Annotated in this window: 25 protein-coding genes and 2 pseudogenes; 11 read left to right on the top strand and 16 right to left on the bottom strand. The window is 48.0% G+C overall.

What is annotated here, in order from left to right; genetic code table 11:
* Window positions 1–70: 70 nt before the first annotated feature.
* Genes HMPREF1487_RS25730 through HMPREF1487_RS25720 form a run of 3 tightly spaced genes read left to right on the top strand, consistent with a single transcriptional unit; the run spans window position 71 to window position 4,356 of the window.
* Window positions 71–1,540 (top strand): type I restriction-modification system subunit M, encoded by a 1,470-nt coding sequence (locus HMPREF1487_RS25730; RefSeq protein WP_010799734.1) that lies wholly within the window; start codon window positions 71–73, stop codon window positions 1,538–1,540.
* On the top strand, window positions 1,537–3,258 hold the full coding sequence (locus HMPREF1487_RS25725; RefSeq protein ID WP_010799733.1) for a restriction endonuclease subunit S: 1,722 nt from the start codon (window positions 1,537–1,539) through the stop codon (window positions 3,256–3,258). Before HMPREF1487_RS25730 ends, HMPREF1487_RS25725 begins: the two co-directional genes overlap by 4 nt.
* Before the next feature lie 15 nt (window positions 3,259–3,273).
* Window positions 3,274–4,356 (top strand): endonuclease NucS domain-containing protein, encoded by a 1,083-nt coding sequence (locus tag HMPREF1487_RS25720; protein WP_010799732.1) that lies wholly within the window; start codon window positions 3,274–3,276, stop codon window positions 4,354–4,356.
* Between the two features lie 25 nt (window positions 4,357–4,381).
* Here HMPREF1487_RS25720 and HMPREF1487_RS25715 read toward each other — a convergent pair whose 3' ends face one another.
* Entirely contained in the window at window positions 4,382–5,344 is a 963-nt protein-coding gene (locus tag HMPREF1487_RS25715) for a tyrosine-type recombinase/integrase (protein ID WP_010799731.1), read from the bottom strand.
* Window positions 5,345–5,578: 234 nt separating this feature from the next.
* Here HMPREF1487_RS25715 and HMPREF1487_RS25710 point away from each other — a divergent pair, with 234 nt between their 5' ends.
* The 7 genes from HMPREF1487_RS25710 (at window position 5,579) to HMPREF1487_RS25685 (ending at window position 11,212) form a co-directional block, all read left to right on the top strand.
* On the top strand, window positions 5,579–6,124 hold the full coding sequence (locus tag HMPREF1487_RS25710) for a hypothetical protein (protein ID WP_010799730.1): 546 nt from the start codon (window positions 5,579–5,581) through the stop codon (window positions 6,122–6,124).
* A gap of 23 nt (window positions 6,125–6,147) precedes the next feature.
* Window positions 6,148–6,588 (top strand): hypothetical protein, encoded by a 441-nt coding sequence (locus HMPREF1487_RS25705; RefSeq protein WP_010799729.1) that lies wholly within the window; start codon window positions 6,148–6,150, stop codon window positions 6,586–6,588.
* Window positions 6,589–7,243: 655 nt separating this feature from the next.
* Window positions 7,244–9,058: an inositol monophosphatase family protein gene (locus HMPREF1487_RS28630; RefSeq protein WP_010799727.1), complete on the top strand. Its 1,815-nt coding sequence runs from the start codon at window positions 7,244–7,246 to the stop codon at window positions 9,056–9,058.
* 84 nt (window positions 9,059–9,142) lie between these two features.
* Window positions 9,143–9,541, top strand: a complete 399-nt coding sequence (locus HMPREF1487_RS25695; RefSeq protein WP_010799726.1) for a hypothetical protein — start codon at window positions 9,143–9,145, stop codon at window positions 9,539–9,541.
* Between the two features lie 96 nt (window positions 9,542–9,637).
* On the top strand, window positions 9,638–10,411 hold the full coding sequence (locus HMPREF1487_RS27625; RefSeq protein ID WP_010799725.1) for a hypothetical protein: 774 nt from the start codon (window positions 9,638–9,640) through the stop codon (window positions 10,409–10,411).
* A gap of 170 nt (window positions 10,412–10,581) precedes the next feature.
* On the top strand, window positions 10,582–10,845 hold the full coding sequence (locus HMPREF1487_RS25690) for a hypothetical protein (RefSeq protein WP_010799724.1): 264 nt from the start codon (window positions 10,582–10,584) through the stop codon (window positions 10,843–10,845).
* 19 nt (window positions 10,846–10,864) lie between these two features.
* Entirely contained in the window at window positions 10,865–11,212 is a 348-nt protein-coding gene (locus HMPREF1487_RS25685; RefSeq protein WP_010799723.1) for a hypothetical protein, read from the top strand.
* Window positions 11,213–11,702: 490 nt separating this feature from the next.
* On the opposite strand, the pseudogene HMPREF1487_RS25680 reads toward HMPREF1487_RS25685, so the two are convergent.
* The 4 genes and pseudogenes from HMPREF1487_RS25680 to HMPREF1487_RS25665 all read right to left on the bottom strand — a co-directional run.
* Window positions 11,703–12,673 (bottom strand): annotated as a pseudogene (locus tag HMPREF1487_RS25680) (IS5 family transposase).
* Window positions 12,674–12,836: 163 nt separating this feature from the next.
* Window positions 12,837–14,003 (bottom strand): hypothetical protein, encoded by a 1,167-nt coding sequence (locus tag HMPREF1487_RS25675; RefSeq protein ID WP_010799720.1) that lies wholly within the window; start codon window positions 14,001–14,003, stop codon window positions 12,837–12,839.
* 559 nt (window positions 14,004–14,562) lie between these two features.
* Window positions 14,563–14,931: a histone-like nucleoid-structuring protein, MvaT/MvaU family gene (locus tag HMPREF1487_RS25670; protein WP_010799719.1), complete on the bottom strand. Its 369-nt coding sequence runs from the start codon at window positions 14,929–14,931 to the stop codon at window positions 14,563–14,565.
* Window positions 14,932–15,326: 395 nt separating this feature from the next.
* Window positions 15,327–15,629: pseudogene (locus HMPREF1487_RS25665) on the bottom strand (integrase core domain-containing protein); the annotation flags it as partial.
* 555 nt (window positions 15,630–16,184) lie between these two features.
* Between HMPREF1487_RS25665 and HMPREF1487_RS25660 the strand changes: the two are divergent.
* Window positions 16,185–16,523, top strand: coding sequence for a hypothetical protein (locus tag HMPREF1487_RS25660; RefSeq protein ID WP_010799717.1), 339 nt, complete (start codon window positions 16,185–16,187; stop codon window positions 16,521–16,523).
* Between the two features lie 862 nt (window positions 16,524–17,385).
* Here the strand turns inward: HMPREF1487_RS25660 and HMPREF1487_RS27620 are convergent.
* The 11 genes from HMPREF1487_RS27620 to HMPREF1487_RS25620 all read right to left on the bottom strand — a co-directional run bounded on the left by HMPREF1487_RS27620 (window position 17,386) and on the right by HMPREF1487_RS25620 (window position 25,662).
* Window positions 17,386–17,571, bottom strand: a complete 186-nt coding sequence (locus HMPREF1487_RS27620) for a hypothetical protein (RefSeq protein ID WP_010799715.1) — start codon at window positions 17,569–17,571, stop codon at window positions 17,386–17,388.
* Window positions 17,534–17,857, bottom strand: a complete 324-nt coding sequence (locus HMPREF1487_RS26560; RefSeq protein WP_010799714.1) for a hypothetical protein — start codon at window positions 17,855–17,857, stop codon at window positions 17,534–17,536. Before HMPREF1487_RS26560 ends, HMPREF1487_RS27620 begins: the two co-directional genes overlap by 38 nt.
* Before the next feature lie 36 nt (window positions 17,858–17,893).
* Window positions 17,894–18,259: a 3'-5' exonuclease gene (locus HMPREF1487_RS28200; protein WP_010799713.1), complete on the bottom strand. Its 366-nt coding sequence runs from the start codon at window positions 18,257–18,259 to the stop codon at window positions 17,894–17,896.
* Between the two features lie 5 nt (window positions 18,260–18,264).
* On the bottom strand, window positions 18,265–18,633 hold the full coding sequence (locus HMPREF1487_RS28195) for a hypothetical protein (protein ID WP_256205802.1): 369 nt from the start codon (window positions 18,631–18,633) through the stop codon (window positions 18,265–18,267).
* Between the two features lie 315 nt (window positions 18,634–18,948).
* A complete protein-coding gene (locus HMPREF1487_RS27615; protein ID WP_010799711.1) occupies window positions 18,949–19,098 on the bottom strand; it encodes a hypothetical protein in 150 nt (49 codons plus the stop codon).
* A 483-nt stretch (window positions 19,099–19,581) separates the two neighbouring features.
* Window positions 19,582–20,634, bottom strand: a complete 1,053-nt coding sequence (locus HMPREF1487_RS25640; protein WP_010799710.1) for a helix-turn-helix domain-containing protein — start codon at window positions 20,632–20,634, stop codon at window positions 19,582–19,584.
* Between the two features lie 215 nt (window positions 20,635–20,849).
* A complete protein-coding gene (locus HMPREF1487_RS26555) occupies window positions 20,850–21,932 on the bottom strand; it encodes a ParB/RepB/Spo0J family partition protein (protein ID WP_010799709.1) in 1,083 nt (360 codons plus the stop codon).
* Complete coding sequence (locus tag HMPREF1487_RS25630; protein WP_010799708.1) at window positions 21,932–23,113, bottom strand: AAA family ATPase; 1,182 nt, start codon at window positions 23,111–23,113, stop codon at window positions 21,932–21,934. Before HMPREF1487_RS25630 ends, HMPREF1487_RS26555 begins: the two co-directional genes overlap by 1 nt.
* Window positions 23,114–23,570: 457 nt before the next feature.
* The gene (locus tag HMPREF1487_RS28190; RefSeq protein ID WP_010799707.1) at window positions 23,571–23,846 is read right to left on the bottom strand and encodes a hypothetical protein; all 276 of its coding nucleotides are present in this window, start codon (window positions 23,844–23,846) and stop codon (window positions 23,571–23,573) included.
* A 47-nt stretch (window positions 23,847–23,893) separates the two neighbouring features.
* The gene (locus HMPREF1487_RS28185) at window positions 23,894–24,016 is read right to left on the bottom strand and encodes a hypothetical protein (protein ID WP_010799706.1); all 123 of its coding nucleotides are present in this window, start codon (window positions 24,014–24,016) and stop codon (window positions 23,894–23,896) included.
* 866 nt (window positions 24,017–24,882) lie between these two features.
* The gene (locus tag HMPREF1487_RS25620) at window positions 24,883–25,662 is read right to left on the bottom strand and encodes a 5'-nucleotidase, lipoprotein e(P4) family (RefSeq protein ID WP_010799705.1); all 780 of its coding nucleotides are present in this window, start codon (window positions 25,660–25,662) and stop codon (window positions 24,883–24,885) included.
* Window positions 25,663–25,800 lie beyond the last annotated feature (138 nt).

The raw sequence follows: 25,800 nt of genomic DNA, 5'->3' as shown, positions 1-25,800 counted from the left end.
GTCCATTTGTACCTAATTCTACCAGAAATAATTCACTGGCCAAGGTGCTTGGTCAGAAACAGGATTTTCCATGTCTATCAGCTCTACGATCAAATCTATCCAGGACATCATGCGCAAGGACGTAGGCGTCGATGGCGACGCTCAACGTATTGGTCAGCTCGTGTGGATGCTGTTTCTCAAGATTCTGGACGATCGAGAGATGGAGTGGGAACTGTTTGATGAGAGTTACCGCTCGCCATTGCCTGAGAGCTGCCGGTGGCGTACCTGGGCGGCAGACCCAGAAGGGATTACGGGCGATGAGCTGAAGGATTTCATCGACAACAAGCTGTTTCCCGAGCTACAAAACTTGCATCAGTACAGCACTACCCCTATGGCCTATGTCGTCCGCGGCGTTTTTGAGGACGCCTACAACTATATGAAGTCAGGCCAGCTGATCCGCCAGGTGATCAACAAGATTCAGGAAGGCGTTGACTTCAACCGTGCTCAGGAGCGGCATGAGTTCGGTAACCTCTACGAGCAGCTCTTGCGTGACCTGCAGAGCGCAGGGAATGCCGGTGAGTTCTACACGCCGCGCCCAGTTACCGAGTTTATGGTCCGCATGGTAGATCCCAAGCTGGACGAGAAGGTAATGGATCCAGCCTGTGGTACAGGCGGCTTTCTAACCTGCACGATTGAGCACAAGCGTAAGCACTACGTTAAGACTGCTGAGGATGAGCAAACCCTCCAGCACAGTATCTTTGGCGTTGAGAAAAAGCCGCTGCCGCACCTCTTGGCAACAACAAACATGATCCTTCATGGGATCGAAGTACCTAATCAGGTCCGTCATGACAATACCCTGTCCAAGCCACTGACCAGCTGGACATCCAAAGAGCGTGTGGACTGCATTGTGGCGAATCCGCCCTTTGGTGGCATGGAAGAAGATGGGGTCGAAAACAACTTTCCTACAGCCTTCCGTACACGGGAAACCGCTGATCTCTTTCTTGTACTGATCATGCATCTCTTGAAAGACGGCGGCCGCGCTGCAGTAGTGCTGCCAGACGGCTTCCTGTTTGGTGAGGGTATCAAGAGCCGTATCAAGGAAAAGCTGCTGACCGAATGCAATCTGCATACGATCGTTCGCCTACCTAATGGTGTGTTCAACCCTTACACAGGTATCAAGACCAATCTGCTGTTTTTTACCAAGGGCACGCCGACCCAAGCTGTGTGGTTCTACGAGCATCAGTACCCGGCTGGCTACAAGAACTACTCCAAGACGCGCCCTATGCGTATTGAGGAATTTGACATTGAGGCGGCCTGGTGGGGCAGCGAGGCAGATGGCTTTGCGACACGGGTCGATAATGAGTTCGCCTGGAAAGTCAGCCGCGAAGAGCTTGAAGCGCGTAACTGGAACCTCGACTGCAAGAATCCGCATGTTGGTGAACAGATCAGCCATGATCCGGACGAGCTTCTACGCGGTTATGCGAAGCTGCAAGATGAGATTACTGATCTGCGTGAGCAGCTCAAGGCCGTGCTTTCCGAGGCTCTGGAGCGTCAGGTATGAACATGCTTAACGAACCAGGTTTGATCGCTTCTGAAACGACAAGCCCATCGAACTTGTTGACGGGCAACCTGCCGCTGCTAGCCGGCGCGCCGAATGGAGTACAGAAGCTACGCAAGCTGATTCTGGAACTGGCTGTACGCGGCAAACTGGTACCACAAGATCCAAGTGATGAGCCAGCAAGTGAGTTGCTGAAAAAAATTATTAAGGAAAACTCTCAATCTTTAAAAAGGGGAGCGGCCAATGAAAGAACTCTACCTGCTGCAATTGACGAGGCGGCCTTTCCATACGAGACCGCATCCAATTGGCTATGGATAAAGCTTGGCGACATCGCCTTAATCGAGCGTGGTGGCTCGCCTAGGCCAATCAAGGATTATCTTACGGAGAGTCCTGACGGACTCAATTGGATAAAAATTAGTGATACCGATAAGGGTGGCAAATACATAACTTCTTCGCGTGAAAAAATAAGACGTGAAGGTCTAGCTAAGACACGTATGGTATATCCAGGCGATTTTCTATTAACAAACTCAATGAGTTTCGGTAGGCCATATATTACGCAGATAGCAGGATGTATTCACGATGGATGGCTAAGAATTAGCCCACCATCTTTATTGGTTAAAGACTACCTTTACCTCTTACTTTCCTCACCCTATGTATATGGGTTCTTTGTCCAAGCAGCGGCTGGGGCTGTAGTCCTAAACTTGAATGCTGACAAAGTTAGAGAGCTTCCTGTCCCCATTCCTCCTCTCGCCGAACAACATCGTATCGTCGCTAAAGTGGATGAGCTGATGGCCCTATGCGACCGCCTAGAAGCACAGCAGGCCGATGCTGAAAGCGCCCACGCTCGGCTGGTACAAGCGCTGCTCGATAGCCTGACTCAAGCCTCTGACGCCGATGACTTTGCAGCCAGCTGGAAGCGCTTAGCTGAGCACTTCCACACGCTGTTCACCACTGAATCCAGTATCGATGCCCTCAAGCAGGCACTGCTGCAACTGGCCGTGATGGGCAAGCTGGTGCCGCAAGATCCAAGCGATGAGCCAGCTGCTGAGTTGCTCAAGCACATCGCTAAGAAAAAGGCACAGCTAATAACGGAAGGAAAAATCAAAAAGCAGAAGCCTCTCGTGGAGATTAGTCAGGAAGAAAAGCCTTTCAATTTACCTAAGGGATGGGAATGGGCGCGATTTGGAAATATTTGCTCTATCAGTAGCGAGCTGGTTCGCCCAGAGGACTTTCCTGAGCTGCGCCAGGTTGCACCAGACTGTATTGAAAAAGGCACAGGGCTACTTACCGAAAGACGAACAGTTAAGGAGTCAGGGGTTAAAGGTCCTAACAATAGATTTTATGCAGGACAAATTATCTATTCGAAAATACGTCCCTCTCTGTCGAAAGCTGTTTTGGTTGATTTTGAAGGCCTTTGCAGTGCTGACATGTATCCTCTGGACGTATTTATTGATCCGCAATTTCTGCTGAATGAAATCCTTTCCGAAGTGTTTCTTCGTCAAGTTAGAATTGCGGAAAACCGAATCAAAATGCCGAAGCTAAATAAGGAAAGTCTGGCTAGCTTTGTGCTGCCGATCCCGCCTCTTCTCGAACAACACCGCATTGTCAACAAAATCTATCAAATAGTTACCCTTTGTAATCAACTCAAAGGCCATATACGCCTAGTCCAGCAAGTGCAAGTACGTCTGACTAATGCCTTAGTAGAACAGGCCGTAGCTTAAAAGGAGAACGCAGGGATGCCTATTCGTACCCAAATCTGGGCTGTCGGAGCACAACCGGAGCTGTTGAAAGGTGCGCAGCTCATCAGTGAACAATTGCTGGAGGATATGATTGTGCAGGCGCCTAGCCTGCTGTCAGACGACTGGATGCTGATCGGCCGACAGGAAAATACCGGTCATGGCGGGCGTATTGATCTGCTGGCCCTTGCCCCAGATGCCTCATTAGTGCTGATAGAGCTCAAACGTGATCGCACCCCACGCGAAGTAGTCGCGCAGGCTCTGGACTATGCCGCATGGGTGGAAAAGCTGAAGGTGGAGGAAATCGCTGCTATCTATCGCCGCTTCAAACCTGGAGGCGATCTGGTAACGGATTATGAGACTCGCTTCGGCTTGGAGTGGAACGAGGAAGCGCTTAACCAGAGCCACCAGATCGTAATCGTTGCTGCTGAGCTTGATGCCAGCAGTGAGCGAATCGTTGCCTACCTGAGTGAGCGCGATATTGCTATTAACGTCTTGTGCTTCCAGGTTTTCCAGCTGGGCGACCAACAACTTATCAGCCGCGCCTGGCTACGCGACCCGGTGGAAACCCAGCTCAATGTAGTCAGCAAGCCCGCTGGTACTAATGAGCCCTGGAATGGTGAGTACTACTGCTCGTTTGGGGAGGGGCCTAGCCGCTCCTGGGAAGATGCTGTGGAGTTCGGCTTCATTTGTGGCGGTGGTGGTAGCTGGTACAGCCGCACCCTGCAATTGCTGGAGCCTGGTAACCGCGTATGGGTCAACGTACCGAAACAGGGATACGTAGGCGTAGGACAGGTTACTGGCCGTGCGACCTCAGCCGGAGAGTTCTATGTAAAGGCTCAAAATGGCATAGAGCGGTCAGTGCTGGAAGCAGCCACTCGTGCTAATTATCATCTCGAGTTAGTCAATGATCCCGAGCACTGCGAGTATTTTGTGCCTGTTCAGTGGCTGCATACGGTCCCGCTTACGCAGGCTGTACGCGAAACAGGGCTTTTCGGTAACCAGAACACCATCTGCCGCCCTACAACGCCACAATGGCGCATCACCGTAGAGCGGTTGAAAGAACACTTCCAAGTTTCGTAGTTGAGCAAGGATATTAGGTAGTTCCTTAAATATGTATCCGTTCGACTTCCCCTAAACTGATGTCATCGCGGCGCCGGTCATACAGCTGGGTCGTCTTGGTTGAGGAATGATTAGCCATGGCTGCCGCGATCTCAATCGTGCCCCCATTTTTGAGATACGCCGTAATCCCTGTGGCTCGAAAGGTATGGTTGCCGATCTGAGTCTCGATCCCCGCAGCCTTGGCCCGCCGGCGTACCATGGCATGCGCATTGGACTGATGCAGCGGCGTGTTGCTGAGCTGATCAGTCCCCCGCTTGATAGTTCGGAAAAGCGGCCCTTTAGGGTCACTTCCAATACCGGTTTGATCCAGATAGGTGTGCAGGTACTCCTCTAGGGCGTGATGGCACGGCATCTCATGCCGTTTGCCGCCCTTCTCTTTCAACCGCACCCACAGCCGGCGATTCTGGATATAGAGATCCTCCACCTTCATCGCCAGCGCGGCGCCGATACGGGCAAAGGAAAACACCATCAGCCCAATCAGGGCGCGGTCTCTGAGCCCAGCCGGCGTACTGATATCGATGCTGTCTAATAGCTGCCGCGCTTCCATGGCGTCTAAAACAGGCGTCTTGCCCTGACGCGCCGTGTGCCGTGGCCCGCGCACCGAAGCCGCGGGATTCGTCGGAATCACCTGCCCTGTTACCAGCCAGTCAAAGAGATGTTTCAGTGCTGCTAGACGCTGCTTGACCGTAGGTGCCGAGACCTGTTGCGAGAGCAACTCGATCCAGGCTGCTACGTGTAGCGGCTGCACCTGGGTAATGGAGCCAACTCCTACTTCCTGACACCACTGCAGGAAATCTGCCACCGCTCGGCCATAGGCGCGTCCGGTATTCGGATTGCGGATATTCGAGGTAAAGAATTCCAGGAAGCGAAGTTGCGCGCGATCCCCTGCGTCATGGATGAGTGCCGGCAGTGAAGGCAGGGAAGAAGCGGAAAGCAGGCTAGGCAACATGGAATCTATTAATCTCGTCTTTCTGATTAGAAATTTTCATACAGGAGCCAAAACGACCCTTTGCCTCAGGATAGCTGAAAAGAGCGTTTGATAAAGGACATTATCACATATATATGATAACCAGACACTCTCTCGCTTCGTTTATTTGATTGTTTTTGTTTCATTTATTTTGTTGTTGACACGAAACTGGATCTGCGTCAGAATGCGCTTCTTTCGATAACCTGGTAAAGGTGCATGAGCAACGTTCAGTTCATTCTTGATGAGGATAAAACTCCTATTTATGCCATCGTGCCTTATGGAGATTATTTAAAACTCTTAGAGGGAGGCTCCCCAGGTGATTTAGCCGCTGGGCCTACTTTACTCAGTGAAGACAGCCTACAGATCCGCTTGCCTTATGGCGGAGAGGCGTCAATAGACCTAGTAAGACTGGTTGATTACTGCGATCACTATGCTATTTCGAGTATAGCAATCAATAAACGAACACAAGCTCTTGAACGTTTCCCTGCTAATCAGCGAGATACACTGGATCCTCTTTTGAGAATCTGCTTTTTGCCAGAAGACTCACCTTATAAAAACACTATGCAGGCAACCTCAGAGGTGGTCGATGCCCTTGTTGAGACAGGTATTTTCAAGCGATCAAAGCGTATTTTCAAAGATGTGTTCTATCGTCCAGTAAACGCTATTGATTACCAGTCTGAGAAAGGAGCCGCCTTTCTTAAAGATAAACAGCCGCCGGAAAACCCTATTAGAAGGGAAAAAGATTTAGGCCTACCTGAATAACCTAGCAATCAAAGGATACTGACATGGATAAACGAGTAGCGGCTTTAAAGAACCCAGAAGATTGTCTTCGCTTTATAAAAAACGCTCTTAATGCAGGCCGAGAGGATCTTGTACAACAGGCTAGGCAGCGTCGAGTAACTCTTCTTGCAGAAGCAACCGATGCAAAAAACGAAGCGGAACGCGATGCTTATGCCGTACTGTATGCCTATGAGGAAACGCTACTACAAAAGCATGGCAAGAAAATGCGTGCTACCTATACACGGCGAATGATTAAGGAGCTAGGGATTCTTCCTGCCGTTGAGCGAGCCGTAAACAAACCTACTGAAACCGTTGGCTATAAGGCGCTTCAAGAAATGGGTCTGCAATCATTTTCTTTTGAAGCAGTAGTTTTAAAGTATCCAGAGCTTTTTTCAAAAGAAGCCACTGCGCGATGTTTAGAACGCATTAATAAGCAGTACATCTAAGCCGCTAGATATATAAATTCTCTTTACGCTCAGGAAAATTAATCTTCTCGAAATTTCTTGATTATTGCTTTACCAATGAAAGCTAATAACTCAGTAATAGGAATTATATAAATGAGAAGACCATGTTTCAAAGGGCTTGAAGCCGATATGCTTGGGATGCCCGCTTACAAATACCAGTCTTACGCAAGCGGAATGCACCCAAACGTATATGCTTATAAATACTATTGGTGGGTATTTTATAAAGATAGTCCATGTGACGGTTACGATTTTCTATCTGATAAATATCGTCTAACTACTGCAGCCGCATTTGGGCTCATGCAGCAGCTTCAAAAAGCTGGTCACCCTTATTGGGTATATAATAAACGTGCTCCTAGAAAGCCTTCCAAATTCTCTCCACCCTGGAATTTAAACTCTCCTCACTGGAAAGATACGGAATGGGCTCCGTCTTATCCAGACGATAGCGACCTGACATACAAAGGGCATAAATAAATCCCTCTAACTATTATCTAGTTAGTCTATTTTGCAAACAACTTATTATTTTGTTTGGCTGATGTCTATAGCCCGGAATTTGTATTTATCGATATATACAACGCTTATTGTATATAGGCTCTATTAGCAAAATACCGGCGTACTAATTATAGGGAAGAAATATACCGTGCAAAAACAGGATCTATCAGAGCTGTTGGATAAGGTAATTGCTCTAGTCGAAACTGCAGGCGAACGACTAATTGAGGAATGGCAACGTGACGGCGGTCCTCGCGGTATGGACGATAAGGCTGAAATTGATGAGGAGCTTGAGGTTTTCTTTCAAGAGGAGCTGCCTGAGTTACTAGAGGCCGATTTCTGGGGTGAAGAAACACTGCCCCATCTAAGCGGCAACCCTTATTGCTGGGTAGTAGATCCACATGACGGTACCCGTGACTTTCTTTATGGATTACCAGGTAGTTCTATTTCGGTAGCCCTGTTGTATCACCAGGTACCAGTACTAGGCGTTATCTATGCGCCTATTAGCCCTGACCGCGGTAAGGACTGCATTGCCTGGGCTGAAGGCTTGCCCTATCTATTACGCAATCGCGAACCGCTTAAAGTTAATCTTTCCAAGCGTGAGCTGGGACGTGACAGCATTATCTTTCTTAGCGCTGCAGCCGCTAAAAAACCTTACGTTAATGCTGAGCTATGCGAGCCGGCGCGCTTTATCGCCATGCCCAGTATTGCCTATCGCCTAGCTCGAGTAGCGGCAGGTGACGGTATTTGCGGGGTATCGCTGGTAGGTCTGTCTGCTCATGATGTAGCAGGTGGCCACGCCCTACTGCGTGGAGCCGGCGGCATACTCGTGGATCAACAGGGCTATGAGATAAATTACCAAGACATGGATAGGGTCTCGACCCATTGTTTTGGCGGAGCGCCTGATGCCTGCGCCGAGTTGTTACAGCGCCCTTGGAATCAAGTTTACAGCACACCTACAACATCTCCTCGCCGCTCCATAGGATCGCCTACGTTTCCTCGGATAACGCTGATGCAACGAGCGCAAGGCTGCTTGGCTGGCCTTCTGGCTGGTGACAATTTAGGTGCGCAGGTTGAATTCATGAGCGCGGCGCGAATCGCGCTGCGCTGTGAGACTCAGCCCCTGATCATGGAAGACGGCGGTGCCTGGAATATCCAAGCAGGTCAGCCTACCGATGATGGAGAGCTCGCTCTAGCCTTAGCGCGAAGCCTCGTTAGTAGCGGCACCTACAACGTAGAGGCAGCGGCTAAAGCTTATGTTGAATGGGTTCACTCATCGCCTTTTGATGTGGGAAACACCATACGTCAGGCCTTACTGGGCCCTCTTCGGCATCCTGATCTTTCAGTAGCTGAAGCATGCCGATTAGCTGCATCACCAAATAGCCAAGCCAATGGTGCATTGATGCGTGTTGCACCCATAGGTATTGCAGCCTATGGTCGTCCTGACCTTGCTGCCGCCTGGGCTCGGCAGGATGCCTTGCTAACCCACCCGCATCCGGTGTGTCTGGAGGCCAATGCTGCTTATGCCGCTGCGATTGCTGCAGGTGTTCAAGGATATACGCGAAAGGAAATGTTTGAGGCCGCTATGGATGTGCTGGACCACAGCCCATCCGCAGAGATTGTTAAGGAATGTCTTCTGTCTGCTGAAGACGGGTATATGCCAGAAGACTATATGGAGCATATGGGCTGGGTACTCATTGCCTTACAGAACGCTTTCTGCCATCTCATGGCAGGCCATGGCGTAGAGAAAGCTGTTGTCGAATCGGCTCTTCAGGGCGGTGATACCGATACCAATGCCTGTATTACAGGCGCACTGATTGGCGCTGCAGATGGAATAAAAGGCATCAACAAAAACTGGCTTCTTCACTTACAAGCCTGCCGGCCGCATAAAGACAGCCTAACCCCTCGTCCCTTGTGTTACTGGCCAGATGATTTTCTCAAACTGAGTAAAGCCTTATTAGCTTGAGCTCCCTTAATAATATTTTGCCAAAAAGAGGATATTTATAATCATCTTTTTATGGCATATGTGTAGTCCTTTGGAGATATATAGATGAACACTGCAGAAGTACTTAATAAGGTTTGGTCTGATATTAAAAATCTTACCGGGCTAAATACCCCAGATAAAAATGTGCCATTTACAATCCATACAGTTAAAAATGATCGTGTAGTAATAATAACCAATGGCGGAAGCCCTATCGTCTTGTGGCGATCAGCATTCGAAGCTGTAATTCAATATCTTCATGAAAATAAAATTTACGGAGAAGAGAACCGAGTTGAGATTGGATCAAGCAATAAAGAAAAAGAAGCAAAATCTCTATGTGTGGTTTCTCGCGAACACCGTAAAACCCGTGTCATAAACTATATTCTTCCAATTTTGGAAAAATTTGAAATAGTTAAAACAAAAAAGAAGAATAGCAAAGAAAAGTCTAGTGCCTGGTTAAACAAATAAAATATAAAAATCCTAGAGCCATATTAGGTTCTAGGATTGAATTTACTGTCGCTACCTTTGCCTTGTACTGCACTATTATTCAGGGAAAATCGATTTTTGATTGATCAGTTACCTCAAATGGAAGCGCCCAAATGGATAATGGAAGCGAATCGAAACTCTATCTTATATAGTAAGTTTCCGCTCGACTCTATTCTTCAAAATTCGGTTTACTATCCTGCTTCAGGCACTGACGGCGACCCTATTAAATATCTGGCAGGTAACTTTTACAGTTTTGTGTACGTAGATTATGGATACAACCGAGAGGAGCTAAGCAAAGCATTAGCTCAACGTGGCTTTCGAGGCTATAAACCTATAGCAATCCGTGACGTTACAGAGCAAGAACTCTTAGCCTGTCGGTCACTGCCCCTATTTTTATCTGCCAGGAAGAACCGCTTTCGCTTTTCAAATCAAACATTCGAACCCTTTTGCTATTGGGTTGTTTTTCAAAGACTAGACGCCATGCCAGATAGCCATGGCCCTAAACGGTTTAGTCTCCTCTATATATGTGCAGACGGGGTGGCTACTTACGAGGCGCTTTACACGGCTAATGAAATAGCGCCTAGCTGTATTGCTATTATCCAGCCTGGCCGTGGATTTGGTGGTAACTGGACTAGTTTTGAAGACCCACACGACAGCTTGGCTTGGCTTGTACGAGGGAAGCCAGGATGCCCGCGACCACGCTATCTCATTAATGGAGGTAGTGGTCTAAAAGAGTTTTACCGTACTCCATGTTGGCCAGAATATAACCGTCCGATTCGCCTGTTACTAAAGGCTGGGCAAGGATCAATTCGAATTTGGGAAAGCAGCTTGAAGTCACCTGCTAATGATTAATAGTTAATCCTATAAGGCTTTTTTTTAAAAACTCCCTTTAGACTTCCAGATCTAGGAATAACCTAAGATGACAAAGCTAGTTGAGACAAGGAGCGAGCCAGAATTTTAGCCGTGTAAAGCTATTACTTAGTGGTTCATAAATAATTTCATAATTGCATGGAGAAATAGCTTTGACAGCCAATAAGAATTATAACGAAGGAAAACAGCTAGCCGCTGATAGCGAAACAATTAATTCTTCTCAGACAAATCAGCTCGACGTTTCTGATCGTTTAGAGATTGATGATTACAGTAAAGATTTTGTCGAACGTATTCTGAGCCAGAAGGAAAGCGATTTCGTAGAAGTCGATTGCGACGCGCTTATCGCCATGCTGGATCGCATGATTGATGAGGCTGAGCGAATGGAAGCATTAGATCGTAAAGAACAAGGTGAGTAGCCTTAAAAGGAGAGCTCCAGTGTCAGATTGGAATACAGCAAAAGAAACTGCTCGAGGAATTTTAGTTAGACACGCCAAAAGACGCGCAGCCCAAACTATTACTTATGGTGATCTTGTAGCGCAGCTGCCTATTTCACTTGAGGCTAATGATCCAAGACTAAGCGTAATGTTGGACGAAATATCGAAAGAAGAATACAAGGCGGGACGTGGATTCCTAACTGTCCTTGTCGTCCATAAAAGCGGTGATCTGATGCCTGGTCAGGGGTTCTTTAAGATGGCGACCGAGTGCGGAGCGGTCTTTATTGATCGTGAGCGCTTTTGGTGTGATGCATTCAAGAAAGTTATTACTTACTGGCAGAACAACTGAACATTGTTAAAAAAGCCAAACGTATAAGATGGCGTCCAGACAGCAGCTGTATCTACCTGTGTGAATGACAAGACATGAAGTTAACTGACCGGCGTTACGGTTAGTCAACTTCATCTATCTTGCCCGGATCAAAGATCGGATTTTATGAGGCCACCGTCGATTAATGAGGCATAACGAAAAGCCCTCTAAAACAGGATCGAGACGCTCTAGGCAGCGTGATGAACAAGGGTCCCGATGACGCCCAGACGGGTGATGAACAATTCTCAACCTAATTTCTAATTGATAAATTATTGAAAAATAGAGAACAGGATCGAACTTGCATTTCTATTTAGATTTTGTTTCTTAAGGATGGTCTGAAGTAGCCCTATATTTCCGCCGCCTTCAGTCCCGCCGATTTGGAAAGCGGCGAATCAATCAAAAATGATCGGATCGTCTGCTCATTTCGGTGTTTCTGGTCGCCGCGACAGCCTCCCTGGGGCTATTCCTCACCTTACAGGCGCACCTCTCCTGCATTCGTTATCAAATGTCGGCGAGCCATCCAAAGGTTCGCCAAGGCGAACAGCGTCACCAACTGTGTGGTGTTCTTCAGCAGCCCGCGAAAGCGCACCTTGGTATAGCCAAACTGCCGCTTGATCACCCGGAACGGATGCTCGACCTTGGCGCGCACCTGAGCCTTGGTTTGCTCGATCTTGCGCTTGGCTTTGTATAGCACGCTGCGTTTGCCAAAGTGCTTGTACGTACTGCGGCGGGCCGCGATTTGCCAGATCCCTTCATGTTCCGGGCGCTTCTCTACGCCAGTGTAGCCGGCATCTGCGCAGACCACATTCTCGTCGCCATGCAGCAGCTTGTCGACCTGGGTAACGTCTGCAATGTTAGCCGCCGTGCCGACCACGCTGTGCACCAGGCCGGACTCGCCATCCACCCCAATGTGCGCCTTCATCCCGAAGTAGTACTGGTTTCCTTTCTTCGTCTGGTGCATCTCGGGATCGCGCTTGCCATCCTTGTTCTTGGTCGAACTTGGCGCATGGATCAGCGTGGCATCGACAAGGGTGCCCTGGCGCAGCGAAAGGTCACGATCCCCAGATAACCATTGATCGCCGCCAGAATCCCAGCCGCCAACTCGTGCTTCTCCAGCAGACGACGAAAGTTGAGGATGGTGGTTTCGTCTGGAATACGCTCCAGGTTCAGCTCGGCAAACTGACGCTGGATGGTGGTCTCGTACAGCGCTTCTTCCATCGCCGGATCGCTGTAGCCGAACCAGTTCTGCATCAGATGCACACGCAGCATCGCTATCAATGGATACGCCGGACGGCCGCCTTCACCCTTGGGGTAGTGCGGCTCGATTAGAGCAACCAAGTCCTCCCACGGCACCACCTTATCCATCTCGATCAGGAACAACTCCTTGCGGGTCCGCTTGCGCTTGCTAGCATACTCGGCGTCGGCAAAGGTCATCTGCTTCATCAGGATACTCGGGCAACGGGCTCGGCGTATTTCACCAGAGTCGGGAAGTCTTCTCCAGAGTTTCCCTAGATAGCAGTAACTGATAGAAGCTAAATAGCCTGTAGCTATAAATTAATGAAGCATATCGAAACGAGCTGTCCTATCGGGCAGCTCGTTTGAATAATTAATTTTGAATAAGCGCAGCAGTATTTCCAGTACCATTCTGCGTTAGGCTTATATTGTTTTTACCTGAGCTTTGGCTAATCGATGCAGTATTGTTCAAGCCGGACTGATTGAGAGCAACTATATTTGCATCGCCGGTCTGTTGAATATTGGCCACTTGGCCGATATCATTTTGAATTACTTCAAGCGAATTGACGCTCCCGTTACTAAAGCCTGAAAGCTCGTTTCCATCACCCGTCTGGCTTACGGTTAGAGTATTACTATCGCCATTCTGCCGAAAATAAAGTTCATTCCTATTGCCAACCTGATCGACTGCTAGCTGATTACCATTTCCGATCTGAGGTAGGTAAGATGGAGAATTACCATACTCAGCAATTAAATTATTATTTCCCGTTTGATTCAAGCTAGCTGTATTACTCTTTCCATCTTGAGAGATACGACCAACGTTTTGATTACCTGTCTGCGTGATATTTATCTCGTTAAATGAGCCATTTAGCCTTTGAATTGCACCAGCTTGGTTCTGATTTCCGTACTGTGAAACTGAGCTGAATGAATATGTTGTAGTAGCCTGCTCACTAAAGCTATCGTTTGAATTACCAACTTGAGTTGTTTCCATTACGTTATAGGAGCCATGTTGGTAATTTCCTGCGAAGTTATCATCTCCCTCTTGATATATTGATGCTGAAGAAAAAGGTGCATCGTATTGAGCGTTAGAGCCGGAATTGTTATCGCCATACTGGGCAACTACGCCATAGCTATTCTCAGCATTAGACTGGCTTGTGCCGCCGCCATTATTGTTGCCCTCTTGAATAATCGCGATTGATGAAGAGGTAACGTTGCTTTGAGAGTTGTAATGTGTATTATCATTTCCAACTTGAGAAGCAGTTATATAGTTACTACTGTTTACGCCGTAGGAAAAGTTAGCAGCATCATTATTCGAACCTGTTTGATAACTATGAATTTCATTGCTATTTCCATCTTCGCGGATAGTCGCAAAGTTGTTGTCTCCGTCCTGATCGACAATTGCAATGTGTTCTGAGCCGTTTTGCTCAACTTTCACATCGTTGGTTTGTCCGAACTGGGTAACATCAGCGCTATTATTTTCAGCGTAGGCTTGCCCTGCTAAAGCTCCAAGCATGGCTACTACAAGCAAATTCGGCTTGAACATTTGACTCGCTCCATAATTCATAAGATACCCACGTCTTCCTTACATTTGATAGGAAGCTAAATGTGGCAGCCAAATGATCCCCTCTAGAGCGATAACTACAATCCATCTAAAGATGGATAATTCGGGAACAGTGGTCAAATAAATTGACAACCAGATCACAGAATTTCTTTTTTAAAAACTATTTCCTCTGATGGTCAAAGCTTTAGGTGTGAATAGCCAGAGTCCAGCTCTCGCCTTTCATGAGCTGGCCTTAAAAGAAAATATTTAGATATTTATAAAAACTATTAAGGATTTTCTGAAAAATTAATTTCCCATGCTGTCATGTCTTCTCCACAGTCACATGGGAAATGACAAGCAGCTAGCCATAACAGTGTTTTAAAAATGTATTCGGTTACATATTAAATGTAAATTCGAATAATTCATGCGCAGTTTAATTATGCATAATAAAAGTATTTAATAAATATTGATGTTTTCAAGAGCCCGCAATACTTCATCAAGATGGCTGTTCTGCAATCAAACAGAACGGCCATACATAACCAAAAATCAGTAGGCCGCTACCTTATTCAAGCCAGCCTTCGACCACATCAGCTCCATGCTCGACTTTCCAGGCCTTGATCGTTTTGTGGTTGCCGCCTTTGGTCTCAATAACCTCACCGGTTTCCGGATGCTTATAACGCTTGATACTACGGACACGACGAGGTGCTTTTTCAGGGTGGACTACCAACCCGCGAGGCTTTTTAGAGAAGGCAGGGTCAATGATCGCAATGATATCGGCCAGGTTTTTGCTGTACTCCTGCATAAGCTCTTGAAGTTTGCTTTCAAACTCCATTTCACGCTTAAGTGACTCGTCATTTTTTAGTGATTCAAGAAGCTGCAGTTGTGCTTTCAGCTGTTCTTCGGCAACGCGGAATTCGGCTAGCTTGGACATATGATCTCGTTTTACTTGAATTAAAGTTGGCTCGATTTTATATAAAATAGGAGAGAATGCCTAGTAAGGCATTGCTGGAATAGTACATAGCTCTTAATTAATAATGCTAGATATTTTTAAAAGCTTTTCAGTTTGCGAGTAAACAACCCGCTTTTTATTTAAGTCTGCTGAATCTTTACTATTCAGATAAAGACCATAATACTGCCCACCTTCTACCTCATAAAAAGGGCTCTGATTCCCCCTCACCATTCTCTACCATCGAGGCAGTAATTAACCGCTCCATCTTCCAACTGGGGCTTTTGTTCAAATATTTGAGTGTTATCAGAAAAATCTCCTGGATCCATTCCTGCTAAGTCTATGGACTTGCCCCTACCAAACCGGACACCAACTCCCCGTTAAACTGATGCTGCTGCCAAACGCCTAAACTCTCTCGGCGACCGATATTTCAAAGTGCTGTGCGGATGCTGCTCGTTGTGATGCGCGAAGGCAATCGCCAGATTGCGCAGCGCCGTTTCTCGATCCGGTTTAGGTATATGTGCCACATAATCACGCTTGATCGTTTTCACGTAGCTCTCTGCCATGCCGTTGCTTTGCGGGCTGCACACCGGCGTGGTCACCGGCTGCAAGCCGATCTGGCGGGCAAACAGGCGCGTCTGCTCGGCGATATAGGCCGAGCCGTTATCGCTCAACCATTGCACCGGCGTGCCTGGCCTCTAGAAGATCCCATGGCCCCTGATATAGACGCAGCGCCCGCTTCATTCAGCTAGAGCTGAAAGTGTATTACCACGAGTCGAAATTCAGCAGATACAGTTATCTGTGTCTGCTTGCCGGAACGATTTATTTTAAATCGAGGCAGAAACACTACACAGACTGTATCCCAGTTTAGCCAGCCAACAGGAATAACTTAAGTAGCGACCAGGCAGATCCCAAGTCTTTGGATATCAGCGTGTTTAGCCTTTTCTGAAGCCTTAGCTCCCAAAACCTCAGAGCTGTTAATGTGGTGCAGAGCCTTTTCGTAACAAACAGATTTATGTAAGTCCACTTCCCCACCTACGAAATTATCTCAGCGCGTGCTGCGTAATAGACCGGCACAGCCAGGATTGAGCGGCATTAAGGCTACGCCAACTGGTACCCCTACTTCCTAAATGGCTGGCTTTACAAAATAGCTGCCATTTTTGCTGGGTACATTATTGCAGGTTATAAAAAAGGCAGGTAATGTAGGCTCTAGTTCTCGACACTTCTATGAGGTTGCCATGCAAGAATTCGATGCAGGTTCGTTCTCTGATGTATTCAACACACCTATAGGTCAAGCGGTATGGGAGTTTCTTCATAAGGAGACGTCCATTGCCTGTCTGGAAACTACTACATACCTGAGACGTCCGGCACTGGAAGGGCTTCAGCCACACCTTCAGGCCGCATTTGGTAAAGATATTGAAGACGACCGGGTGAAGCGTATGACCGGCAAGATGGTTCGGCAGGTCATGGAGAGCATCGGGTACGAGCTTGATCAGCGAGACGTTGGCATACGAATTAAGGGCATTTACAAAACAGCTGCTCGATATAAGAAGGTAGGGGGTACGAGCCATGAGTAAGCTGATCTGGAACGAAAAGAATCTCCCAACCCTCGGCCTCATTTACCTGCGCACCATGCGGGATAATATGCGAGAGGAAACATCAACCGTAAGGCTTGGAACAACTGGGAAGGGTATTGCCCCACACTACGAAATTACGCTTGCGTCCGGTGTGCATAAACGAAATGGTCTGAATCACTGCCTTTTTAAAGACAACGATAAATTCGACTCAAGCAATCTATCTGAGCCATTTTCATACGCGCAGATCACGAAGGCATACTGTGCATGCCGAGATAGGTAGAGTCGACAGCAGCCCGGCCCGGCAGGCTAGTTCAATTACCTTCGAGCCGGTTTGCTCTGCTTTTGAATGGTTCATGTGTTTGTCCTTATTGCCGGGACGATTAGCGAAACTGGCCTGCAGCTTTGAGAGCCAGATATGTAGGTGAAATAAAGACTATAAGCTCCTGCCAGGAAACGGACCTTATGACTACAGAAAGCCCCGATGCGTTTTACGGTTATACATTCAAACCGAGGTCAGTAGAGGACGGCGAATGGTTAATAAAATTAGGCTGACTGCAAGGTTTAGCTTTGGCGTACGGACATTATTTTATTCTCATGTCTGTAACCGTAGAAAGCTGTTAAGCGCTCTGGATAAAATAAAACCATAACTTATTGATTTTAATAAATATTTACTATAAAGCAGCATACCTAAAAGCACCTGATTTTTAGCTAATACTTACTTTACAGAACAGTCATTTTGATAAGTAACTAATATTTATTAGGAATGCTCACCTAATAAAAACGTAAAGATTGACATGCATAAAAAAGCCCCGTCTAAAACAGGGCTCTTTACATTTTTCATTTACGTAAAAATTACGGCTCTTTACATGAAAAGACTGTGGATTACATAACCTACAACCAAACCGCCTGCAATAATTCCTGCCGAACTGGAAATCACTTTCAAGAACAACGGAAAGCCCTGATAAGCGCGCTCCTCTCGACGTTGCTCTTGGATCAGCTCATCGAGCATTTCAGCGTCCGACTTTACGTTTTGTTCTGATGTAGTCATCTACGGCTTCCTCAAAGGCTTGTTGAAGCTCGGCTTCGGTATCGCAATGAAACCCTACGATGTCGTTATCAGTAACGACAAGATGCCCCACGAAACAAGCATCCTTGTCGCTGTATTCAATGGTAGCTACATATCCCTTGTAATGGTCTACTTCCACAACTTGCCCCGCGCCTCCCGCTGCAATCGCTTCGTTCATCTCTTCAATGCTAACACTACGGTTCCCGGCTTTTACTATGCCTTTTAGTACTGAAACCGAATTAGTTTTACTCATCAAATCGCTTCTCATAAAGGGATTACCTCTATTGATGTTAGCATTTTATGATTAGGCGACTTCTAAGCTCCGACTCACTTTACTGATAGCGTCTTGTACCCGTCGGGTAAAGTTTGAGGGTTCACGGTAGGTCATGACTAGACGGTCAATAGCTCGGGGCATGGCGACATAGAGCAGGCGTGCCTCATCGGCATCCGGCTCGCCTTCTTTAGGCAGCTCGCCCAGGCAGGGAATCATTACCAGGCCAAACTCCAGCCCTTTGCTCGAATGCATACTGACTACCTTGACCGAGTCTTTCTCGCCATACAACGCGCCGCGTTTACTGGAAGATACACCCGACTGGTAAGGGATATCCGCCTGGGCCAGGACGCGCTCGATTTCCTTACCTTGGCTGGTGGTACGGTAGATCACAGCCATATCGCTCAGCGCTCTGCCCTTGCCTTGCCTTGCCGCTCAACCAGACAATTCCATTCCTGCCAAGCGGAATCACAGCGAATAAACTCAGGAAAAGCTCCTAGCCGTCCGGCACTTTCCGGGATCAGCACGGGTACGCCATCCTCAGCGGCTTCACGTCCCCTCAAGAGCTCTGTCGCAAACCCTCGAGCCACCGACAGCACCTCAATGGTGTTGCGGTAGTTGAGCTTTAGGATCGTGGTTCTCCCCTGGGCCTGAATACCCACACTGGCAAAGCTGAAATCCAGTCCCCTCTTCCCCGTCTTGCTGCGGTAGATCGCCTGGGCATCGTCATACAGGACCAGAAGCGAATTGGTTTCCGGATCAATCATCTGCACAACGGGCTTGAACCACTCCGGTTGGAAGTCATGGCCTTAATCAATCAGCACCGCCGCATACTGCGCGTGAAATCGCATTAGTGTCTACGGGTTCTACCCCATTTCCACGGACAGTTTGAAAAGGGCTGCAAACTTTAGATCTTGCCGGGCGGCTCTACGATGCATTCATGGATTATGAAACCGCTCGATGACTCTCTGGCAAAGTACGCTGCTGGGTCTCTTAAAAATCACGCTCCTTAGTCACTCGGGTTAACTCGAGATTAAGTCGGGAGAATTCCTCATCTCGCCGGATTCCCGTTCCAGGAAAGGGCTTCCTTATGCCCGGATGAGCCTCTCGAACCCAGCGACTGAGCATGTTGGCGCAACGCCGATTTCCTGGCTTGTCTGCTGCCAATTGGCACCGGAGCAACGTACCAGTTCAACCGCTTCCCGCTTGAGTTCAGAGCTGTATTTCTTGCGCTTCATGAACATTCCTTTGGCTCAATGTGAGCTTACTCGAAAGTGTCCGTGGAAACGGGGTAGAACCCTCTGCAGTGATGCCTCGATCATGGGGCTTGCTCGGCAACAGATTCTTAATCCGTTCCTGTTGTTTATCATAAAGAAGCCTATGGCGGCTCATCCGTTGCTCCAAATCGACTGAAGGTTACGAATTTCACCTTTTCGATTCAAATGGGAACTCCTCTTAGCAGAAGTGCCTTGTACGACTCACATCACCATAGGCTAAGCGATATAACTTTTTAATCCTGCAAACACCCATGACGAGTGTATGTAAAATGCCTTTTTCAGCTATTAGTATTTCATAGTTTTCCCACTGTTAGCCTATCGCTAGATAAACTTTGTCACAGCACAGCTTTGGTTCTCAAAAGGTTCCAGGTTGTACCCAATGCAAGTTGTTACAGTGTCATTGTGATTGCCCGTGTGCTTTTCATTTAAAAGCAACCTCTGGAATCAAATAACAAAACGGGGCGCTGTCCAGCGTCCCTCACGTATCAGTTTCAAGGCAATATTTATGGCTTTAGCCAAGTTGAATTTGGCAAGACTTCCCTTCTCTATTGCTACTGCAATTTCGTCCACATAACGCCATGGATCTGAATTAAGTGCTTTTCGCTGCTTAATTTGCCGATAGATCCAAAACCGAAGCCCGCCGGGCTCGTTTGTTCTTTTGTTATTGTCTTCCTTCGGAATACTTTCTTGGCTAGCAAATCTGCTACCCCTATCAATTGCAAGTTTGCCACCCTCATCGTCCTCATCATGTTGCTCGTACACACTTCTATCTGGTGATGTAAGGGCTCGCCTTTGCCCCTCATGTTTGTACCCATTGGACCCTAGCTTATTTACTGTCTGTTGTTGAGCCTCTAGAAGATATCCGGCTCTTGCTCGAATAGCATTTAGCCGCTGGACTAATTTGCAGTCACGGGTATGCGAATCGCTTGTTTCTACATGTGTAGTCGACGCAACGTCTACGTCTTGTTGTATTTTTGAACACTCTTCCAAATTACCGTTGTCGTAATTTACAGATTCAGAATTTTTAAATTGATAATTTACTTCTGCGTCTACGTGCTTAGTACTCGCAGTTATCTCACTGGATTTAACTTCGATAATTTGATCAGTACGTCTACCTTTTCGATCAGGTATCTGCTTTCTTAGCATTGCGACAACCTGTTCTGGAGCGGTAACTCTATAGATGGAAGGTAACTGTCTTTGGTTTACGTCATACTGCTCGTCAATTGCTAAATAGCCATTACTTTGTAGTTGGTTGACGTAACGTCTAATAGTATCGACTGACTTATCAAGTCTCTTGGCCAAAAAGCCTAACGTCAGCTTACGTTTACGCTCGGTCTCTAAAGCACATAGCTCCCAGAGTGAAAACCATAAAACCTTTGCTCCGTCAGTTAAGGTTGACGTACTAATTACGTGACGCATAAGGGGAGCGCTTAATATCCTAAATTCCTTGTCTTTTAACAGATCGTCTATAGCCGTAGACGTAGCAGCTAGGTTCATGGACTTTTCTCCAGGTATAAAAAAACCCGCCTGTTGGCGGGTTCTGGGGGAGAGCTTTGTCAGCCCTGGGCCAGGTGGTATTGGTTTACCTGGCGGGGCATTTGGCGGTAATGTTGGTGAGCTTATTATTCGATGCTCACTAAAGGTTGTAGGCCTACAACCTGAATCAGCAGCTCTAGTTGTAGGCCTACAACTCAGTTTATTGATAATTATTCTCATTTAAAGGCGGCCTTCAGTCGAGCTTCAACTTCTTCTTCAGAAAGGTCTCGAGTAAGGTCTTTCGCTAACGTAACACTCCAAACACCACGTTCTGTTCGGCGCATAGAAAAAAGTTTATTGCCGGAGGCATCAAGAACAGATTTGGTCCCGTTAGGGTAGGGACTAGAGGTACGTGCAGCCTCAACGGTCCGCGTCAATGCTTTGTCCGCCATTTTTCCGCTTTGAATCAGGGCGGCGTTTGCAATGATGTGTTCGATATTGGCCTTGTCTTCGGCAAGACTAAGAATAGCCTTGACCGTTCCTATCCCTACCTTTGCAAATGAGCCTACTGCCGAGGCAATTTCATTAGGGATACGGTTGTAGATCATGATGTTCGAAAGCGTGGCTTTGTTAAGGCCCAAATGAGCAGCAAGGGCTGCCTGACTAGGATAAACACCCATATCCAAAGCCTTCTTGTAGCTCAAGGCGCGTGCCCAACTGGATATATCTTCCCGTCCGGCATTCTCATTGACCATGGCCTGATAGGCGCCTTGATCAGTGAGCTTACGAACAAAAGCCTTAACCTTCAGCCCTAATTCCTTGCAGGCTGTCCACCGGCGACGTCCATAGATCAGCTCGTAGCGTCCGCCTTTTTTTGGCCGTACCAGTATGGGGACAATCTGGCCATGCTGATTGATTCGTAAGGTCAGGTCACTTATGTCGCCGAACTCATCAACAGGCCGGTCATTTAACTCCCACTCATCAATAAGATCTGGATCAAGCTCAACAATAGTGTCTTCGTTGGCTACTTGTCTGGAAGATTTATCTTTGGTGGGCTCTACTGCGGCTGGAGTAGTAAGAGAGAGGGGGACTTTTCTTACCTCTTCCTCGAAACGCTCTGCAGCTGACGGGGCGGAAGATCCTTCTTTAGCTGATGCGGGTTCAGCCTGCACGCGCTCTGGCGAGGTATCTGCAGGGTGAGAATCGGCGTAGGGCTTCTTTATCCGAACCTGCGCGGCCGCACGCTTTTCCTCTCGCTTGCGGTTAAGGTCGTTGATAAAGTATCCAGCAATTCCAGGTACTGCCGGGTGATCACTCATCACTCAACTCCCTTGGCCGCTTCGGCCTGTCTATTCCAGAGAAGTTTGAGATCATCGATGATCTCGTTGTTTACCGCGTCTATAATGTCGATGGCTCTCTGATACTGACGACGGTTGTTCTTACCCTTCACTTGGTCATAAACAGAAGACATTTCTGCACTAGCCTTCTCTATCTCCGCTGTCATGCCCACGACATTATTCAGTACATACTCGCCATAGAGTTTGCGAATACGATTCTCAACAAGCGCAGAACCTTTGTTACCAGGATGCTTGGTAATAACGATGCGAAGATAATCAAGGCTCTTCTCAAGGGAGGCGAACAGAGAAGTCAATGTGGTTGAAAGCATCACGAAGGACGCATGGTCGTAAGTGCTGGGCGGTATCGGGATAAGTACGGCGTTGCACGCAGCCATCGCGTTTAGCGAAGCAGCACCCATGTTTGGGCCGCAATCGAGCAGGATAATATCGTAATCCTCACGTACCACTTCAAGCGCTCTTGATAGTCGCTCAGCTGGAACACCCAGGCGGTCTTCGTTTTCCCGGTCGGTGTAGAGGAACTCCAACGACTGAAGATGAAGATTCGACGGTACTAGCCGAATGCCAGGAAAGTAAGAATCGCAGATAACAGACTTGATGAGCTGCGGATCCTTGGTCATCGCATTATTGATGATGTCGTCTGGACCCAGCTCCATGTCTGGGATTAATGGCCCAAGGTTGAACGTCGTGGAAGCTTGCGGATCAAGGTCTACTACTAGTACACGCAACCCGTCGATTGCGGCCTTCTGTGCCAAATGCACCGTTGTAGTGGTTTTGGCCACTCCACCTTTGAAATTACTAACCGCCAGGATGGCTGCCTGAGAACCTGTGGGCCGCTTGTACCGAGTGCCATATTTCTCACGGAAATAATTGATGTCATCCAGTGAGTAGACCCACGCACCACGCGCATCTTTCTGACGGACATCTTGATTCAATCGCAGACTGTTAGGATGACGACCAATTAGCTTGGCGGCTTCGGTAATGGACCAGATACGAGCCTGCTTTTGCTCTTCTGGACTGATGATAGAAGTACGAAGAGCTTCTAATTCCTCGTTTCCCTCAGCTGAGAACTTAGCGAAAAGCTGCGCAGCATTCTCAACGCCGAGGACTATTGAGGAAAGAGGCTCTTTAGTGACATCTCTCATGCCGACTCACCTTAGCGTAATTGGTTAAAAATAGATTATCGATGATAGACAGAACGGCATTGGTAAGTAAAGCATAGATATGTGCGACTTACCTTACCAATGTTAGACAATATGGACTATTACATCATAAGCTTAGCTTGTGAAGGTCAGACCTTTGGGGTCTAGTCTTAATAGATTGTCAATCCTAGGCACTGGAAGGTATTGGCTTGGAAGGCATAGCCTACCCTAGGCGCAGGGCAGCCAAAACTCGTGGTTATTACCCACGCGGGTACCAACTATGAGTTCGCGGACTGGCAAAATTGATTCAGACTATTTTATGCGAAGTAGAAAATGAAAGGACGGGTCTAACTGCTTTGGCATCTGCCTCTAAGAACCAGCAGGCAATTGCACGAGGTGACCGTTGCACGGTGTAACACTAGGACTGAGCCTAGAGGATGTCGCACGGTGCAACACCTAATCAACCGGAAGGTAATGCCTTTAATGCCAATAGTCGGCCTGCCGTAGCGCGTAAGGCGCTAAGACAGGTTATGGTATCCAATCCCATCTGGGCACTGACAATATTCAGACAGAGCCCTCCAAGCTGGAACACCTTGTCAGGTGTAATGGGAGCGTTAAGCATGGTATTGGGCGCCATTACCTTGGCAAACAGCACGCCGGCTTCGGGCTGGTTGATCAGATCCAGTCCCTTATTTTTCTGTGGGCCGTGATTACGGGCCTGAAAAGTAGTTTGCATACCCAGTACACAGCAGAGCAGAGCAGGCAGCTCTCGTTCTGAAAACGTCAGTGTAATCCGGTTCTGCCAGTCAAACGTACCGGCTGATCCTTGTAATGGCCCTGCTCGAATTTCAACGCTGCGCTAGTGGCGTAGACATGAAAACCCTGAGGCTTTTCGAACTCAAACATACGCATCCCCTGGTTGGGTAATTGGCACGGCCAGCCACACATAATGACAGGCAAGCCAAAGCCAAAGCCAAAGCCAAAGCCAAAGCCAAAGCCAAAGCCAAAGCCAAAGCATCTTCTTTAAATAATACCACCCCTATGAAATATCCACTTACACCCCAAAACCTCCCACCTATGACTCCTTACCCTGACTGCACGCGCTTGCGCGAATGAAGGATAGATGGAGAGGAAGAAAAGGATAAAGAGAGGAAAAGGTAAAGGATTAGTCTAGGGGGAAGGGAGCTTTATATGAGTTGAAGTGAAATTTATAAGGGCTGGTATTACATAGATCCTAGCAACAAGGATACATAGCCTAGCGCACAAGCGAAACGGTGGGGAGACGAGATTGTTATAGCACCAATGTGGGGAGCGAAATTTAATGCTTTAGGGCCACTTCAATACATAGACGTGGAGGAACACAACATGCTAGGAAAGCTTGTTTATGCTGATTCGCCAGTCGGACCTCCTAAATGCAGGCCAACACTGTTCTATGCAAGCGCCGTTTTGTGAGCTTCGCATAATATTAAATAGCTAGTTGTATAGCTCCCCTGTGCTTTTCTGGCTTATAGCGCTACTGCGAACCCTGCCATACTGATCTGAACTATAGAGCGCAGTCCTATCGGTATCGTTGTCCACTAGGCGGCCTCTTTCTTCACGCAAAACACATATCGAAGAGCCTTGCGACCTATCCATTCGAATAGATACATACCGGTGTCTGGAAACTCACAAACCCGGGTCAATGCGTTCGCATAGCTGGACAAAAAGGGCCAGTATTATTCCAGCACGAAGCTTGTCTTCCAGTGCCTTAATGGCTACGCGCACCAGTCGACTTACCAGGGCTCGATGACCGACTTGGCCTCCCAAGCCTTTAAGGAAGCCTTGGACCAAGTGCCATAGGTCGCATTGGGGAACACTATCCATTCGCTGCCCCACTTGTCCTTTTCGCTGGCCACTGTGCTGCGCTGATGATCCAGAGGCGTCTTGCGAAAACGCACGTCGAAGTCATGCAGGGTATCGCCCAAGAGCAGCACGATCTGATGGTCGGCACTGACAATGGCGCGCCGCTCAAGCTTGGGTGGCCCTAGCAGCAGCACGCTATCCTCGGCTACCTGCGGCAGGCCAAGTTTGCTAAGGGTGGCCAGGGTGTAGGGCTTCTGCTTGTCGGCCCGGTCGGAGATATAGCGAATGGTCACACCCAACTTGTCGGCATGCTGTAGAAACTGTTTGGCGCCGGGAATCAGCGCGGGGGTGCCGTCACGCTCCCAGGGCAGCCAGGTGTCCCAGGCATCGTAGGTGTGACAGTTGGCCAGATCGCGTGCTAGCAGAGCGCTGTTGTCGATCACAGTCTCATCCAGATCAGTCACCACAGCGAGCTTCGATGGATCCTTGGCCGCCGCTACGGCCTTGTCCAGCTTTTCAGTGGCGATATTGTAGGCTTGCAGTTGCAGCGCTTGGATTTCTGCCGACTGCTGTTGGAAGCGCAGCCCCATGGTGAACTCGGCAACCGTGCAGTCCTGCTTGTCCTGTGCATCGGCAAAAGCCGCCGGGACGGCCAGTAAGGATAGTGCAAGGCCCAGCCAGAGACGGCCGTTTTCAATCTTTTCGGTCATTGAATACTCACTCTTCCTTAATGGTTCACGGACCTACATGCCCTAGGGAAGGTCTGAAGTAGCCCTGTATTTCCGGTCGACTTCAGCCCTCGCTGCTTTTGAAAGCGGGCCGTCGATCAAAATCGACCAGGTAACCCG

Origin of the sequence: Pseudomonas sp. HPB0071, from assembly GCF_000478505.2 — a bacterium.
Taxonomy (GTDB): domain Bacteria; phylum Pseudomonadota; class Gammaproteobacteria; order Pseudomonadales; family Pseudomonadaceae; genus Chryseomonas; species Chryseomonas luteola.
This window is presented reverse-complemented; position numbering and strand designations above follow the sequence as displayed.